Annotated in this window: 12 protein-coding genes; 9 read left to right on the top strand and 3 right to left on the bottom strand. The window is 51.0% G+C overall.

The features are described from left to right. Window positions 1-83 precede the first annotated feature (83 nt). Together C0081_RS13330 and C0081_RS13335 are read right to left on the bottom strand one after the other, a co-directional pair. Window positions 84-1,382, bottom strand: coding sequence for an SDR family oxidoreductase (locus tag C0081_RS13330; RefSeq protein ID WP_101534311.1), 1,299 nt, complete (start codon window positions 1,380-1,382; stop codon window positions 84-86). Between the two features lie 245 nt (window positions 1,383-1,627). Continuing rightward, window positions 1,628-2,812 carry an aminotransferase gene (locus C0081_RS13335; protein ID WP_101534312.1) on the bottom strand — a complete coding sequence of 395 codons (1,185 nt, stop codon included), beginning with the start codon at window positions 2,810-2,812 and terminating at the stop codon, window positions 1,628-1,630. Between the two features lie 116 nt (window positions 2,813-2,928). Here C0081_RS13335 and C0081_RS13340 point away from each other — a divergent pair, with 116 nt between their 5' ends. Next, window positions 2,929-3,576: a class I SAM-dependent methyltransferase gene (locus C0081_RS13340; RefSeq protein WP_101534313.1), complete on the top strand. Its 648-nt coding sequence runs from the start codon at window positions 2,929-2,931 to the stop codon at window positions 3,574-3,576. 178 nt (window positions 3,577-3,754) lie between these two features. After that, the gene (locus tag C0081_RS13345; RefSeq protein ID WP_101534314.1) at window positions 3,755-4,672 is read left to right on the top strand and encodes a LysR family transcriptional regulator; all 918 of its coding nucleotides are present in this window, start codon (window positions 3,755-3,757) and stop codon (window positions 4,670-4,672) included. A gap of 19 nt (window positions 4,673-4,691) precedes the next feature. Here the strand turns inward: C0081_RS13345 and C0081_RS13350 are convergent, their stop codons facing one another. Then, the gene (locus C0081_RS13350; RefSeq protein WP_101534315.1) at window positions 4,692-5,171 is read right to left on the bottom strand and encodes an Rrf2 family transcriptional regulator; all 480 of its coding nucleotides are present in this window, start codon (window positions 5,169-5,171) and stop codon (window positions 4,692-4,694) included. 349 nt (window positions 5,172-5,520) lie between these two features. Between C0081_RS13350 and C0081_RS13355 the strand changes: the two genes are divergently transcribed. The 7 genes from C0081_RS13355 (at window position 5,521) to C0081_RS13390 (ending at window position 16,632) form a co-directional block, all read left to right on the top strand. Continuing rightward, entirely contained in the window at window positions 5,521-6,561 is a 1,041-nt protein-coding gene (locus C0081_RS13355) for an SLAC1 anion channel family protein (protein WP_101534316.1), read from the top strand. 110 nt (window positions 6,562-6,671) lie between these two features. Further along, a complete protein-coding gene (gene cydD / locus C0081_RS13360) occupies window positions 6,672-8,570 on the top strand; it encodes a thiol reductant ABC exporter subunit CydD (protein ID WP_101534317.1) in 1,899 nt (632 codons plus the stop codon). Beyond that, the gene (cydC, locus tag C0081_RS13365) at window positions 8,567-10,282 is read left to right on the top strand and encodes a thiol reductant ABC exporter subunit CydC (RefSeq protein WP_101534318.1); all 1,716 of its coding nucleotides are present in this window, start codon (window positions 8,567-8,569) and stop codon (window positions 10,280-10,282) included. The genes cydD and cydC overlap by 4 nt, the downstream gene beginning before the upstream one ends. A 286-nt stretch (window positions 10,283-10,568) precedes the next feature. Continuing rightward, window positions 10,569-11,903 (top strand): acetyl-CoA hydrolase/transferase family protein, encoded by a 1,335-nt coding sequence (locus tag C0081_RS13370; RefSeq protein ID WP_210200489.1) that lies wholly within the window; start codon window positions 10,569-10,571, stop codon window positions 11,901-11,903. A 269-nt stretch (window positions 11,904-12,172) separates the two neighbouring features. Then, the gene (gene scpC, locus C0081_RS13380) at window positions 12,173-13,768 is read left to right on the top strand and encodes a succinyl-CoA:acetate CoA-transferase ScpC (protein ID WP_101534320.1); all 1,596 of its coding nucleotides are present in this window, start codon (window positions 12,173-12,175) and stop codon (window positions 13,766-13,768) included. Between the two features lie 674 nt (window positions 13,769-14,442). Then, window positions 14,443-15,084 (top strand): transglutaminase-like cysteine peptidase, encoded by a 642-nt coding sequence (locus C0081_RS13385; RefSeq protein ID WP_180966893.1) that lies wholly within the window; start codon window positions 14,443-14,445, stop codon window positions 15,082-15,084. A gap of 312 nt (window positions 15,085-15,396) precedes the next feature. Then, window positions 15,397-16,632, top strand: a complete 1,236-nt coding sequence (locus tag C0081_RS13390; protein WP_101534322.1) for a TIGR03862 family flavoprotein — start codon at window positions 15,397-15,399, stop codon at window positions 16,630-16,632. The last annotated feature ends 85 nt before the right edge of the window (window positions 16,633-16,717 follow it).

A 16,717-nucleotide genomic window follows, 5' to 3' on the forward strand; every position in this document is an offset into this window, starting at 1 on the left:
AATTCTATAAAATATGGGAAAATCCACAGGAATCTTTGCGGAATGATGGTCTCGGTTGAGGAAATGAGGGCAACTGCGCAGTTTTAGCGACCTGTCAGCAAACTGCGCGTGATCAAAGCCAACATCATTGCAGGCACAGCCTTCAGCAACGAACCCAGTGGGTCAATCCACAATTGCGGCACCAGAATGGTTGCCGACACCAAATAGACAAGCGTCATCAAGATCATCGCCAGACACACTCGCTGCGCAAGATTTCGCACAAGAATTGCGGCTCCTAGACCAATATCGATGAACGCAGCGCTCGCCAACAAAAACTGTGATTGCAGGATGGTGGCACCGGACGCAGTCAACAAAGAAGCGGCCTGAGGCATCTGACACAGGGTGATGACACCCGTGGCAATCCAAAAAAGCGACAAAGTCACGATGAGCACCGGAAGCATCAGGGCCAGTTTGCTGAACCACCGCTCCTGAGTGGTGCTGGGAATGATCGCCAAGGTTTCCTCGTATGAGCGACAATATCGCCCCGAGATAGAATGCCAGAGCGATGGATCACCAGTCACATGCCCTTCAAGCACTTGCATGGAGGTGCTACGCAAAGGTGACCGCCAGCCCAGTTGCCCCAAGACATTGGCAATACCGCTTAAGGCATGCGCAGCCCTTTCAGAAAGGCGAATGGTGTAAGCGGCAGGCGAAAAGCCAAGCCAGTTGCGCATACCTGCAACCAATTCCTCAAAGGAATGGCTTTCGGCTTCAACGAGATCAATATCGGCATGCGCAGGAATTCGCCCTTCAACCGCCATCAAGGCCGCTTCAGTTAGCTCATCCACATGGATGGTCTGCATGCGTCGATCCGCCATTACCATCGGCTGGAAATAAGGAAATCCGGCGAGAAAACGCAACAATGCAGTGCCGCTATAAGCAGAAGGCGCCAGCACGAGCCCCGGACGCAAAATCACCCAATCAATCGATGAGTCCATAACAGCGTCATCACCCAAAGCTTTGGTGCGCATGAAGGCGGTGGGAGCATTGGGCTCAGCTCCGGTTGATGATATTTGAACGAACCGTGCAATACCGCGTTCGCTACAAGCTTCCAGACAGCCCTGAACGGATAGATGATGAACCGCTTCAAGATCGATTAACAAGCTATCCTGCAATGCACTTGCGGCATTTACGACCGCATCCACACCATCAAGAAAATGATTCCAATCGGAGGCTTTGAGCATCCGACGCATGTCGCCCTTTAGCCATTCCACTTGCGGCAATAATCGGCTCGCAGATTTTGGGGTTCGGGAGAGGCTCACAACCTCATGCCCTGCCATGAACAGAGTCCGGCAGATTTCCGATCCGATTAGGCCATAGCCCCCAAGAACCAGAATGCGCATGGTTTTCCTTGTCCACTCATGTTTCAAACGTCGACGGCTTATGGCGTCACTGTGTCTAGACTATATCAGGACCCGACGCGATAAAACCCAATTCGACATGATTCTCGTGCCTAAACCGATTTGTTTGCGAATGTAAACATCCTAGGGGGCAACGTCACCACCCCAATTAGCATAACTCAGCCAAACAAAAATGCACAATTCTGGTTTGGGTTAAATTTCTAGCTTATTGCTTCATGGGTTGAGCACTAGGCTTGTACCCATTTCAACAAGCGCTTCACTGCGTCATCAAGCACAGCATCCTTTTTGGAAAAACAGAAGCGAATGAAGTTTTTTGGCACCTCTGATTGATTGTCCTTCACATAAAATGCGGAAACGGGAACGGCGGTCACCTTGGCCTGTTCCGTCATCATTTGGCAAAAAGCAACGTCATCCAGCGCGCTGTCAATGCGCAGGCACACCGCTGTAATATCAGTGGTGAGAAAATAGGTCCCCTCGCATGGAATCACATCGAGCCCTACTGCGGCAAGGCCCTTGGCCAGTCTATCGCGTTTTGCCTGTAAGTCGGCGGCCAATGCATTGTAATAATTATCGCCCTTACTCAGCCCGAAAGCGACTGCGGATTGAAGATTGGGAGGCGTTGTAAAAGTTGTGAATTGATGCGCTTTGGCAACGGGGTCCAACAGAGACGCCGGACCAGTTACATAGCCAACTTTCCATCCGGTTAGAGAAAAGGTTTTGCCCGCAGATCCGATGCGTAGACAGCGCTCGGCCATGCCATCCAGTGTCATAAGCGGAATGTGCGACCGCCCGTCAAAGGTGATATGTTCGTAGACTTCGTCGCAAATAGCATAGGCATCATATTTAATGAGCAGATCGGCAATCCATCCTAATTCTTCACGGCTGAAGACCTTGCCTGCCGGATTATGGGGATTGTTCAACAAAACCGCTTTGGTGTTATCCGAGAAGGCCTGTTCCAAAGCATCACGGTCCAGTGTCCAGTTTGGCGGCACCACACGTACACTCTTCACGACGGCCCCGGCCCTTTGAGCCAAAGGCAAATAACAATCGTAAAGAGGTTCAATCAGAATGATCTCGTCGCCCGGTTCGATAAGCGCCGTCAAGCAATCCGACAGAGCCTCAGTCGCTCCTGAGGTCACAAGCACCTGAGAGTTTGCGTCTATATCAAGATCATAAAATCGTTTATTGGCATCTGCTACTGCCGTGCGCAAGGCCGGTAGACCCAACATGGGTGGATATTGATTGTAGCCGTTCAGCAACTCATCAGATGCATTGTGCCGAATATCAAGCGGCCCGTCTACATCAGGAAAACCTTGCCCAAGATTGATAGCGCCATGCTGCGCTGCAAGGCGGGACATGGTTTCAAAAATGGTGGTGGGCAAGCCCGTATATATCGTATTGGTCGGCTTCACTTTTGCCCTCCATTTGTTGATTGGCCTTGACGGACTGGCGATCAGCCCTACATGATTTTGCGCTAGAAGAAAAGAATTTGCTATGTGTTTGCTATGCGAAAGGCAACAGAAGGTCCATGCCCCCTATAGATGACATAAGAGACGGACGCAGCCATCGAGAGAGAATAGATTTCTTTAGAGCGGTTTATCATCATGCCGATGGGGATCAGAAAAAAATTCCATGGGCAACAGAGGGCGCCAAACCAGAGGTCTTGGACTGGCTAGCGGCCAACCCGACACCTGCCGGAGCGCGTGCGCTCGACGTAGCCTGTGGTTTGGGCGAAAATGCTGAAGCCTTGGCCCAGGCCGGTTATGAAACGGTCGCCTTTGATGTTAGTGACAAGGCCATAGACTGGGCAAAAAAGCGCTATCCGAACTCGTCTGTCGATTATCATCAGGCCGATCTATTTGACCTTCCGCTGGATTGGGGACGCTTCGACCTGGTCCACGAGTGTTACACACTGCAATCCCTGCCTGATGAATTGCGCACAAACGCCTTTGACGCCATCGCGCGCTTGGTTGCTCCCGGCGGGACATTGCTTGTTTATGCGCGAGTCAGGCCCGACGGGTCGGAGTGGGAACATGCCCCTTGGCCAGTGATGCTGGGGGAGTTTGATGCTTTCATACATGCGGGATTGGATCTCATCAGCGACTCTCATTTTGATTCAAATGGCCGAAACGGCATGATCCCGCATGCATTCTTGGTTTACAAACGCCCGATTTGATTGCTTGCTTGGAATTTGCCTCAGTTGGCCTTGTCCACTGATTGGGTGAGAAACCAAGGCAGAAGCCAGCCCAAACGGTCTAACAAGCGACTGTCACACAGTTTCACAACGAAAAAACTATATTTAGCGTAGGTTTGGCCTATAGTTGCGCACCCAATTCTTTCGTTGTTTGAGATAAATGCGCAACCAGATTGACCTCCTTCGACCGGCTGCGGTCTTTGCATCAGTGGTGCACCATGCCTCGTTTCGGTCTGCCGCCGAGGCTTTAAAAATGTCTGCGCCGCTTGTCAGTCAGATGGTGAGTGACCTTGAGGCACGGTTGGGCGTACAGCTGCTCAACCGCACCAGAAGCAGTCTGACACTGACACCCGCCGGTCAGCAGCTTTTTGATACAACATCATCCATGCTGAACCTATTTCGTGATGGGTTAAGCACCATTTCTCCCCTGCAGTTGCAGTTATCCGGTCGGTTACGGATCTGCGCGCCGACGACTTTGGAAAGCAGCGGGTTTGCGCGTTTCTTGCAACGTTTCACAGCTGAAAATTCTGATATTGAACTTGAACTGGATTTGTTTGATGAACTTATCAAAGAGCCGGAAGAACGCTATGATCTAACGTTGCGCTTTGCACCTCTTGATACTCAATTAAACCATGCACGTCTGTTGCTAGAAGTGGATTTTCTGTTGGTGGCAGCTCCCTGCCTTCTGAACCAGCCGATGACAGCCGCACAATTGAACCATGAAGAATGGGTCCACTCGCCAAACAGCCCCACCGATCTAGTCATACGCAAACTGACAACAGGAGAAACCGATCAAATTCGCCCAAGCAATCATTTGCGTGTCTCCAATATCGCTATGGTGCGCAGACTGGTAGAAGAAGGGATCGGGTTTGGTACATTTCCAGATTTTAGCGTTCAACAAGCCCTTGATTCAGGCAAGTTGGTCAATGTCATGCCGGACTGGATCACAGGTCGCTGCGGTTTGTTTTCAATTATCCCGCCCAAACAATTGGAATCGAGTGCGGCCCGTCGTTTTGTGGATGACCTTGATGGATATTTAAAAAACAGCAATCAGGCGCAGTCGGCTTTCATACGCTAGGGCCACAAGACCACAAGCTTCAGCTACATTTCGGCGTATGGATTTTTGTCAGCACAGTGAGCTGATCATTGAGCCCCAAAAGCGGTTTCAGACATTCTGGGTGATCAACAAGATCTGCCAAAGTGTGGGCATCCAGAACTTTGAGGAAAGCAGCCAACGCTTCTTGCAGCAAGCTACGAAATTTGCATTTCGAGATCAAAGGACATGTATTGGTTTCCTCTGAGAAACACTCAACGATGATCAGGTTTTCTTCGGTTTGGCGCAATATTGTGCCGACATTGATCTCGGATGGCAGTTTGGCCAAACGAATGCCCCCATTGCGACCACGGATGGTTTGTATTGCCCCAACATGCGTCAACCTTTGCGCAATCTTGTTCAAGTGATGACAAGAAATATCGTAAGAATCGGCAATTTCAGCCAAACGCACAGGTTTATCCGGCTTCAAAGCACAATACATCAACAGCCGCATGGCATAGTTTGAATGCTGGGTAAGACGCATAGAACCTCTCGAAAATCGCAAGCGTTCGTTGTGAACATTGATGCTCGTTCTTCGACACAAATGGGCTTGCCGAGTCGATGCTTTAAGAAAGCCGTTTCAGACTGATAACAGACTGGTTGAGAAAAAGCACTGTCACTTAAAACACCAAAACACTGGGGTGGTAGGTTTCAGTGACAGCACCATTGCCCCCTCACCGGAAAGCATGAATTATAATTTGTCTACAGAAAACATTCATAATTTCGAATTTATTGTCATTTCCCTGCGTTCCTCTGTTGCAACTATTTTATCAGGTTATATAACAGGCATCAAGTTTACTTGTTTAATCTCCGAACAAACATGGAGAGGCAGAATGACGCATCCAGATGACGGCAAAAGCCAAGAGACAGACAATCCATCAGCCACCACTCCAAGTGGGGCAGAAGATACACAGCAAAACGAAAAACCGTCTCGACTCGAACATTTTCCCAATTCTTTCTTTGCAATGATAATGGGACTAGCGGGCTTTACGCTCGCTGCAGAAAGACTGGAAAAAAGTCTTGGATGGGCACATCAAACCAGCCTCTTTTTGCTTGTTATCACATTCACGATTTTTGCGGTTTTGCTTGGCCTTTATGCACTGAAGGCCGTGCGCTATCCCGCCATGGTGATTTGGGAATGGAATCATCCGGTTCGCATCAACTTTTTCCCAGCGGCGTCCATAGGCCTTATTTTGATGGGGACCGCATTGGGGCCCTTTTCAGAGACCCTGAGCCTGATTGTCTGGGGACTGGGAGCCGCGCTGCACATTATAGCGACGCTGGCTGTGCTTTCCACATGGATCGGTCATCGCATTTTTGAAAGCCCGCAACTGAATCCGGCATGGTTCATTCCTGTCGTTGGCAATATCATCGTGCCAATCACTGCCAGCCGCTTTGGTTTTGTTGAATTGGGTTGGTTCTTTTTCTCGGTAGGATTGGTGTTCTGGATGGTTCTCTTGACGCTTGTCTTTAACCGTCTAGTGTTCCACAACCCTCTTCCCGCGCGCCTATTGCCAACACTGATGATCTTGATTGCACCACCTGCGATCGGATTTGTGGCCTATGTCAGCATGACCGGTACACTGGATACCTTTGCCCGCATTCTGTTCAACATTGGGGCTTTCTTTTTCCTTATTATTCTCATGCAGGTCCCCAAACTGGCTAAGATTTCCTTCACGCTTTCCTGGTGGGCCTATAGCTTCCCGCTCGCGGCCCTCACAATTTCTACGCTTTTGTTTGCAGAAAAGGCGCAATCAGACCTTCACCTCATTGCAGGCATAGGTCTTTTTGGTCTACTAATTCTGGTTATTGCTGGTCTTTTACTTAGAACGGCAAAGGCCATTGCAAATCAACAGATCTGCAAACCAGAGTGAGACCGGTCCTTTTTCCATCCGTGCAGACATGCACGGTTGGAAGCCCTGCGTAAGCAGTGGACGCTCTCTGGATGCGCATCTGAACAGAGTATAGGGTTGCGTGAGCGTCTATGACGACAAAGCAGGTATCAAACGAGGCCACGTTGGAAGCGCCCCAACCGTCCAATCAGACGGAAGCTGTTTCCAAACAGAACGCCAACAAACGCAGTGGTCAAAAATCCGCAGACCTGTGGTTAAACGCCTTACTCGCACCGCATAAAGCTGACCTGCGGACCAAATCCTGGCTTGATGTTGCCGCCGGATTGATGAGCATTCCACAAGCCGCGTTTCTGGCCGCAGCAATCGGCGTACTATTTATTGATAAAGCCGGACTTAAAGGTGTGCTGCCTTATGCAATCGGGTTGTTTGTTGTTATTGCCGCCCGCGCCGGATTTTCCTATTTTGCTGGCAGGATCGGCCACAAGGTGTCTGCGCATGTACGGCGGGATCTCCGGTTCAAGCTAGCGCAGGTGTTAGCCTCGCAAGCTCCACTGGATACAGAACGCAAGTCAGCGGGTGAAGTGGCTGCGCTGGGCTCGGACATCATTGAAAAGCTGGATGCTTATGCCAGCCGATATTTATCCATCAAATTGCAATTGGCAGTGGTTCCACTGACTATCGCTCTCGCGGCTGCGTCGGTCTCTTGGGTCGTGGCTTGCATTTTGTTGCTGTGCGGTCCCTTGGTGCCTGTGTTTATGGCAATTGTCGGGCTCCGTGCCAAAAAGGCATCTGACAATCAAATCTCGGCTCTTTCAGATATGAGCGAGAGTTTTCTTGACCGCATTTCCGGCATGACCACTTTGCGTCTGTTTCGCGCGGTTGGTCGCACCCGTGCAGAATTTGAAGGATTGGCCGACGATTATCGCCACGCGACCATGAAGGTCTTGAGAGTTGCCTTCCTTTCTTCGGCTGCGTTGGAACTATTCTCGGCACTGGGCATAGCTCTGACCGCTATTTATGTGGCTTATCATTATCTCGGCTATGCTGATTTTGGCAGCTATGGTGTACCCATTACGATCAGCACAGGGGTATTTGTATTGATGCTGGCACCTGATTTTTTTGCACCCTTGCGCGAGTTTTCTGCCTCTTACCATGACAGAGCAACCGCGAGGTCAGCCGCCGAACGCCTTAGCCAAATGTTGCCGCTAGAGAGTGTCTCGCAGACAGAAACTCCGGTTGCCCCAAATGATACGACCCAATCAACACAACCAAACAGCAGCCCCCCGATTACCAGCATCGCTTTCAAAGCGTGTGATCTGGGTTATAGTTCGGACCGAGGGGCCGTGATATCAAATTTCACAGGCTCTTACGTGACCGGTGAGAGTGTCGCTATCCTTGGGGCTTCCGGTGCGGGAAAGTCGACCGTATTGGCCGCATTATGCGGTTTTCTTGCGCCAATATCGGGCGAACTTGAGATCAACCAGCAAAGAGTGCAGGACGATCAAGCGCGTTGGGATACACTCCGCGAGACCATCGCATGGATTGGGCAAAGGCCTCATATTTTCCATGGCTCGGTTTTGATGAATGCGCGGCTTGCAGCACCAGAATCCGACCGGTCTCAAGTGCGCGCCGCCCTGTCACAGGCTCACGCGGAGCATTTTGTTGCGCAACTTCCCCGAGACCTCTTGACAATTTTGGGCGAAACCGGCTTTGGCATCTCCGGAGGGCAAGTGCGCCGCTTGGCCATTGCCAGAGCCCTACTCAGCCGCTCCAGTCTGGTGTTGTGCGATGAACCGACCGCCGATCTGGATGCTGACACCGCGCACTTGGTAACAGACAGCCTGATGCAGATGGCCAAGGACCGACTGTTGATCGTTGCCACCCACGACAGAGCCGTTGCAGAGCGTTGTGATCGTATTTTGTATGTGCGGGATGGAAATATCCAAGAAATCTCCAACGAAAAGCTGGATACCATTGACGCAGCTGACTTGCTTGGGATTGAAGCGACTGAGGGAGGGCGTGAGCTATGAAAACACTGATCGCCATTCTCCGGCTTTATTGGCGCCACTATCCCGGCTGGTTTTTATCCGGCATCGGCATCGGTCTTCTCGCCGCACTGGCTAGCATCGGTTTAATGGCCACTGCTGGCTGGTATTTGGGTGCAACGGCAATGACAGGCGCGACCAGTGTTGGTACGACGTTGGCCTTCAATACGATCTATCCAGGATCCCTGATACGGATTGCTGCGCTTACCCGCACCTTTGGTCGCTATGGTGAGCGGATAGTGACCCACGACGCAACCTTCAGGTTTTTGGCCCGGATGCGCCTTCATGTCTTCGACGGCATTTCTCAGCTCTCCTTTCGCCGCCTTCGCGATTTCCGATCTGGTGAGCTGTTGGCGCGACTGACTGCAGACGTGGATGCGCTGGATGGGATTTATCTAAGAGTGATCCTGCCACTATTCACCGCCATTCTCGCCACGCTGGGGCTGTTGGTAGCGTTGCACGGTATCAATGGCCCGATGGCCCTGGCAATCGCTATAATTCTGCTCGCAACCTTGATTGTCCTACCGTGGCAAGCGGCTCGGATCGGCGTAGCATTGGGGCGGCGCATAGCTTTTTCTGCAGAAGCCTTGCGGTTGCGTTATATCGACTTGCTGCGCGGGCAAGTTGAACTGATTATGGCCGGCCGCCTCAATGATCAGATTTCTTCTATCCAAAGAGCCGCTGATAAAATCAAACAATTGCAAGACCAGCTTTCCCTACATGATTTACGGGGGCGGACACTGATCAGTCTTGCTGGCGGGGCGGCGTTGGTTGCAGCTTTGCTTGTCGGCAGCTGGGCTTATGAGCGAGGCGAAATGAGCGAAGCAGTGCTGCTGCTATCCTTGCTGGCGGTGGTCGCGCTGATCGAGCTGTTGGCCCCCATTCGGCGCGGCCTGCTTGATATTGGGCGCACGCTCTACGCAGGGCAACGCATTCTGCCGCTGATCGCGGATCAGGCCAAAGAAGACACCAGTGACCTTGAAGACCACGGGGCCGTACGGCTTGCCATCGAGCGTGTGGACTTTGCCTATTCAGCAAAGGCTGCGCCGGTGTTGCGTGATTTCTCCCTCTCCCTACGATCCGGGGAAGCGATTGGCATTGTCGGGAGCTCTGGGGCTGGCAAATCCACCTTGCTCAGCCTTGTAGCAGGGTTGCTTGACCCAATGACCGGACGGATTCGGCTGGACTATGAAGACGGTCGGATGGCGCATTTGACGCCCCGCATCGGACTGCTGACGCAACGCACTGAACTGTTCCGGCAAAGTCTAGCCTTCAACCTCAGGATAGCCGATCCCAGAGCTGATACGCGTGCGCTTGAAACCGTGATGGATGAAGCGCACTTGACCAACCTGCTCAATCGATTACCTAAGCGCCTTGAACAAACGCTCGGCGACGACGGACAAGGACTTTCTGGTGGCGAGAGCCGTCGTTTGACCTTGGCACGGCTGTTGTTGTTCAAGCCCGACCTGTGGCTTTTAGATGAAGCGACAGAAGGTCTGGATCAAGTCACCGCTCATGCGGTACTGGCTACATTGCGCGCCGTAACACGAGACAAAGCCCTGCTTTTTGTCACTCATAAAAAAGCAGAAGCAGCGTTGGCTGACAGACTTCTCGTTTTAAAAGAGAATGAAGCTCCTGTTCTCGTAGCAAGGGCGGATCGCGATCAATGGCAAGCGTTGCTTTCCAGTCTGAGATGACCGCTTTCTAGTATCAATTTGACCAAGACTTTGCTTCGAATTGCTCCACTCACCTTGCTTAGTTGCGAGACACCCTGAAGCGTTTCAAACAGGTTTGTCGCAAAGCTCATTGATTCAGCCCAAAAGCGCCCAATTTTCTCGGTTTTTCCTCACCTTTATTGCATTCAAATCCCGCAAAAAACCGCCATTCTTCACCCTTGGTCCGAATTCACTTTGGTCCCCAATGGTGTTATACTTTTGGAGAATATTTTTCTTAGATCGTAGAACCCCGAAAAGAGGTTATCTCGTGTCATTGCCCGTATCTTTGTATGACGAGCTGTATCAACAAAAACTCACCACACCAGCGAAGGCGGTTGAATGCATTGCCGACCAGAGCAACCTCATCATGGGCATGGGTGTGGGTATGCCTCCCGCGCTGATGCAGGCGGTGGGAGATAGGGCAAGGGCTGGCGATTTCACCCGCCTTAACGTCTATTATATGCATGGGCATAACGATATTCTCACAACGATTTTCACGCCTGAAAATATGCCCTATATAAAGCCTCATCCCTTATTCATGTCTCATGCCGACCGGGCGCTTGCCAAAATGGGCAATGATCGTGGCGAGGAATGGATTCATTTCGTCCCTTGCCTGTTCCATCAGGCAGGACGTTTGATGACAGAAGCGATCTCCCCCGACGCGCATATTGTGACTGTCTCACCAATGGATAAATCAGGCTACTTCAGCCTTGGTACCAGCCCCGACTATAGCGCGACCGTTATCCGCAAAGCCAAGCACGTGATTGTCGAAGTGAACGAGAATATGCCGCGCACATTCGGCGAGAGCCTTGTTCATATTTCCGACGTCAACAATGTGGTTGAACACACCACCCCCTTGATGGAGACCATTATTGGCGGCAGCAGCGAGCTGGACGAGGTCATCGGCAAAATTGTTGCGGATCAAGTGCCAGACGGCGCGACCATTCAAATGGGTATCGGAGGTGTGCCGAATGCCACCATGCGATTGCTCGAAGAAAAGAATGATCTCGGCCTCCATTCTGAGTTGTTTTCGCCCCCTATGGTCCGCCTTATCAAAAAGGGCGTATTAAACGGGCGCAACAAGGCGCTGTTGCCTTACAAACATGTGTTCACTCTTGCTCTTGGCGATCGGGACATGTTCGACTTCATGGACAACAATCCATCCATCGTCGGCTATCCAGTGTGTTGGGTAAACAATCCGTCCATCATCCGGCAAAATAATAATCTGGTGTCTGTCAATGCCGCCATTGAGGTGGATCTGTCAGGTCAGGTCAATTCCGAGGCGATCAGTGGCCATCAGTTTTCCGGCACGGGGGGACAACTGGACTTTGTGCGTGGCGCTTATGCGTCAGAGGGTGGGAAATCCTTTATCGCCCTGCATTCTACCGCCAAAAAAGGCACCCTTTCCCGCATTGTACCCAAGCTGTTGGGAGGCGCTGTGACCGACCCGCGCATGGATGTGATGAATGTGGTCACCGAATATGGCATGGCCGAACTCAAAGGCAAAAGTCTGCAGCAACGCGCCGCAGCCCTGATTGAAATTTCACATCCTGACTTTCGCGATGACCTCAGAGCGGAAGCCAAAAAGGCCAACCTGTTGTGAACAACCATTCGGTAGTCAAGAGAGATGATGTAGCCACCCGCAAACAGCACAGCAGGTACGACTCCGCATGACCAACCAACTGCTGAATGCACGAGTAATGCCACTCCCCCAGCTGAAGCGAATGAACCGCAAACCTGCTGATTTGGAAAACCGGTTTATATCAATGCAGCACAATTTTCAGCCGTCTATTAATCAAATACTGGCCCGATGTCGCCTCCCGCACAAGGGCCTCCCCAACACAATAAATTTCCTGATAGGAGAAAACAAGAATGGGTAAGTATGGAACACTGGAAGATCGCGTCCACTGTTCATTCCTAATGAACAAGGTCATGACCGCCGAAGACACCATTGGCATGTTCAAAAATGGTATGAACTTGGGCTGGTCCGGTTTTACTCCAGCGGGCTATCCCAAAGCAGTGCCCATCGCTCTTGCCGAGCATGTAGAGAAAAACAACCTTCAAGGCAAGTTGCGCTTCAATCTGTTCATCGGCGCTTCCGTTGGTGCGGAAACCGAAGACCGCTGGGCCCAAAATGACATGATTGACCGGCGCTGGCCTTACCAGACAGGCCGGAACATTGCCAAGGCCATCAATGAAGGCCGCATCCGCATGGGTGACAAACATCTATCCTTGTTTGCTCAGGATCTGGCCTATGGCTATTACACCAAGGATTCCAAGTCCGGAAAACTTGACCTGGCCATCATTGAGGTATCCGGCATCACCGAAGATGGCTGCCTAATACCGTCGGCGTCCGTTGGTGTGATTCCAGAAATCATCCAAACCTGCGACAAAATCATCCTTGAAGTGAATACCGCAATGCCTTCTTTCGAAGGTATGCATGACGTCATGGTTCTGCATGCGCCCCCACACCGTGAAATCATCGGTATTACCAAAGCTGACAGCCGTATCGGCAGCACCTTTGTTCCCTGCGATCCAAGCAAGATCGTGGCTATTGTCGAGTCCGATTATACCGACAAGGGCCGTGAACTGGCAGGGGCAGATGAAGGCTCTATCGCCATTGCAGACTCTTTGCTCAATTTCTTCGCCGACGAAGTGAAAGCCCATCGCCTGCCTGAAAATCTTCTGCCGCTGCAGTCCGGTGTTGGCTCCATTGCAAACGCGGTGGTGAGTGGGTTGGCCAAGGGACCATTCTTTAACCTGAGTGTTTACACAGAAGTGCTACAAGATGGCATGTTGGATCTGTTTGACTCCGGCCGCCTGAATTGTGCGTCCTCCTGTTCGCTCTCACTATCAGAAACCGTCGGCATGCCGCGCTTTCTTGCGAACCGCGATTTCTATCAAGACAAGATCGTGCTACGTCCTCTGTCGATCTCGAACAACCCCGAAGTGGCGCGTCGCCTCGGAGTGATCGCGATGAACACCCCGATTGAAATTGACATGTATGGCCACGCCAACTCGACACTTGTGGGCGGAACGCGCATCGTCAATGGTATTGGTGGATCAGGAGACTTCCTGCGTTCGGGCTTCCTGAAGATTATGCATACACCATCGGTTCGACCAACAAAAACCGATCCAACCGGTATCAGCTGCATCGTTCCGCATGCCCAGCATATCGATCATACAGAGCATGATCTGGACATTGTAGTCACCGAACAGGGGCTGGCTGACTTGCGTGGCTTGGCGCCGAGAGACCGTGCCCGCACAATCATAAACAATTGTGCCCATCCTGATTACAAAGAACAGATGATGGATTACTTCTTAATGGCGGAAAAAGACTGTCTCGCCAGAGGTGTTGGTCATGAACCTCAATTGTGGGATCGCGTCTTCAAGATGCAGCTTAATCTCGCCAAAAATGGCACCATGAAGGTTAAAAACTGGGACGTCAAAATGGATCTATGTGAATAGGTTTCGACCCTTTTGGATTGAGAGTTCGGTTCATTAGAAAATGGATTTGGATTTATCATCCCTTCAAATGCAAACAAGAAACATAAAGCGGCGATAGAAATCGCCGCTTTATATATTGGTTATCTCTATTTATTTCAGTTGGTTAGCTTCATTTTCTACAAGTTTGATTCTGACACTTCATGTAGAGATTCAGGCTTCTAATATCTGGATGCATGGCGTTCAGACATTGATTCTGAGAAAGTGATTCAAGATGCTTCGCTATCTGGATGTCAGGGCTTGGTGCCGCCCCACGCGTTAGGGTTAAGAGCGACTTAATCAATGCTCCTGATACGAACCCAATCGGTAACATAGGCGTTAAGGATAGCAGATATTAACCGTGCATATTTGGTAGTTTTTACAAGAGCCGAACCATGTGCGTTTGGCGCGCAGAACGCACGCACAGCGTTAATAGTTCCTTTCTGAATTGGGACAGTAAATTCAAAAACACAGACCCAATAAGACCTTGATCTTTTCCCGTTGGCAAACTCATGAATTTTGGACGCAAACCGCGCCCAGTTGCGATTTCGTATGGTTAATGACCTCTAAAGCTTTAGGCCAAATCCCCGCTCATTTTCAAAGAGCTTCTTTAAATCGCAAGCGTAGATTTTCCTTCAGATTGTTGAAGGGGAATGCTTTTGTATCGGCACAAAAAATTTGCAGATTTGATCGCAGTGAGCGCTTTGGTCACAGGAGTGATGGGAAGCGTGCTTGTCTCGGTGGGACAGGCTCATGCGACCGGCTCTTCCGCGTTTTCAATGCGTGTCACCCAGCGGACCAGCACACCTGCAGGCCATGTCTATTATTGTGCCAACGAACCCAAAGCTTGCGCCCGCCATGGCAAAGGCGTCAAGATATTGACGGAGCAGAACTGGAAACAGCTGGTTAAAATCAATTCGAGCGTCAACAACAGTATCAAGGCCGTAGAAGATGGCCAAATCGACCAATGGTCCGTCTATGTCAAAGAAGGAGATTGCGAAGACTACGCTCTGACGAAACAACGTGAGTTGTTGCGGAATGGATGGTCATCGGACTCTCTGTTGATTACAACAGCCTATTTGCCCGATGGGGCCTATCACGCTGTTCTGGTGGTGAGAACCGATCGAGGCGAATTTATACTCGACAATTTGAACCCGCTCATCCAACCGTGGCAGTCTGTTAAATATCGCTGGAACAAACGTCAGGCTGTGGGCAATCCTCAAATCTGGCAAAGCATTGCTGGTGCGCCAAATCAACGCAACGGTCAATCAGTCGGTAGTTTGAATCCGAAACCTAGGTAATAACACACCGATTAAAGGAAATTTGAATGTGTGGCGTTCTGCGCCACGGCCTCCCACTCCCGGAGGCATGAGGCGGCCCGTGCTGAGCGCGTGTCTGGAATATGGTTCTCTGGATAGTCGAGCGATACCGCCGATCTATCAACAAGCCATATTTAGGGAGACTATTCCAACCTGAGCCAGGACGGCTCATTCACACGCTGTCCTTACTAACCCTGGAGAGCAATCTTCAGGGTCTTTTTTTTGTAAGCGGTCATATCTTAATTCTATTTTTGAGACTATGAATACCTCGGTAACCAAACAGGAATCATAGTCATGGCACAGCAACAACAAAAAACAGTCGCAATCATTGGTGCAGGTGCCGCGGGCTTGATGGCGGCGGAACGCCTGTCAGACATCCGTCCGTATCTTGAGATCACGCTATATGATGCCATGCCTAGCCCAGCACGCAAAATCCTGATGGCTGGCAAGAGCGGCCTGAATATCTCTCATACAATTGGTCTTAAAAACCCCGACCGTTTTGCGAAGAACTATGGGGATGCGGCTGATTGGATGGCGCCGATGCTGGCCGATTTTGGAACCAAACAAGTTGTGAGCTGGATGGAAGGTTTGAGACAATTCACCTACACCGGCTCTTCAGGACGGATTTTCCCAAAGGTCATGAAAGCATCACCGTTGCTGCGCGCCTTGATGCACCGTCTGGATGGACGCGGCGTTAAGCTGGTCACACGGCATAGATGGAAAGGCTGGAATGAACAGGACCAGCTGTTGTTTGATACCCCTGATGGAGAAGCAGCCATCAAAGCTGATGCCACATTGCTGGCATTGGGTGGCCCAAGCTGGCCTCGTCTGGGCACAGATGGCGCCTTTTTGCCAGTGTTGGCAGACAAAGGGATAGCAGTCAGCCCCTATCGTCCAGCCAACTGCGGCTTTGATGTTGATTGGCCCGAAGAGTTTGTCCAAGAATGGGCAGGACATCCCATCAAATCGGTTAATCTGTCCTTTGGTGATCAAACGGTGCAGGGCGATTTTGTTATCACACGGCATGGTATCGAGGGCGGGGCTGTCTATGCGCTTTCGGCTCAATTGCGAGATGCGATCGAAGAAAATGGCGAGGCCATGCTTCAGGTCGATCTGCGCCCGCATCACGGCCATGATGACCTGTTAGCAAAAATCAATCAACCACGCGGCAAGCAAACGCTGGCCAATCATTTGCGCAAGAGTCTACATTTGCGCGGTGTTAAAAGCGCGTTGCTCAAAGCCTGCACAGACAAAGCCGTGATGACAGATAGCAACAAGCTGGCCGCTACCTTGAAAGCACTACCAATCCGCTTGGTGCGCCCTCGCCCCTTGGAAGAAGCAATTAGCACGGCTGGTGGCGTGGCCTTATCAGAGCTGAATGATGGGCTGATGGTCAAACAAAAACCAGGTCTGTTTATCGCAGGGGAAATGCTGGATTGGGAAGCACCTACGGGAGGCTATTTGCTGACGGCATGCCTGTCACAAGGCTATAGAGCGGCTGGTGGCATTGCAAAATATACGCTCATTTAGGGGCAAATGGCATTGAGGTTACAATAATGAGAGCTTCATGTAGCCCAATATATGGCAGTTAGAAGTGCGATTGTGGCTGTCATTT

This window comes from Cohaesibacter celericrescens, assembly GCF_002866925.1.
Classification (GTDB): Bacteria; Pseudomonadota; Alphaproteobacteria; order Rhizobiales; family Cohaesibacteraceae; genus Cohaesibacter; species Cohaesibacter celericrescens.

What these genes read in the sequence shown, in the direction of transcription:
- scpC (WP_101534320.1), top strand. Translation starts at nt 12,173, where the DNA reads ATGGGTAAGTATGGAACACTGGAAGATCGCGTCCACTGTTCATTCCTA.
- C0081_RS13340 (WP_101534313.1), top strand. Translation starts at nt 2,929, where the DNA reads ATGCCCCCTATAGATGACATAAGAGACGGACGCAGCCATCGAGAGAGA.
- C0081_RS13330 (WP_101534311.1), bottom strand. Translation starts at nt 1,382, where the DNA reads ATGCGCATTCTGGTTCTTGGGGGCTATGGCCTAATCGGATCGGAAATC.
- C0081_RS13355 (WP_101534316.1), top strand. Translation starts at nt 5,521, where the DNA reads ATGACGCATCCAGATGACGGCAAAAGCCAAGAGACAGACAATCCATCA.
- C0081_RS13345 (WP_101534314.1), top strand. Translation starts at nt 3,755, where the DNA reads ATGCGCAACCAGATTGACCTCCTTCGACCGGCTGCGGTCTTTGCATCA.
- cydD (WP_101534317.1), top strand. Translation starts at nt 6,672, where the DNA reads ATGACGACAAAGCAGGTATCAAACGAGGCCACGTTGGAAGCGCCCCAA.
- C0081_RS13390 (WP_101534322.1), top strand. Translation starts at nt 15,397, where the DNA reads ATGGCACAGCAACAACAAAAAACAGTCGCAATCATTGGTGCAGGTGCC.
- C0081_RS13350 (WP_101534315.1), bottom strand. Translation starts at nt 5,171, where the DNA reads ATGCGTCTTACCCAGCATTCAAACTATGCCATGCGGCTGTTGATGTAT.
- cydC (WP_101534318.1), top strand. Translation starts at nt 8,567, where the DNA reads ATGAAAACACTGATCGCCATTCTCCGGCTTTATTGGCGCCACTATCCC.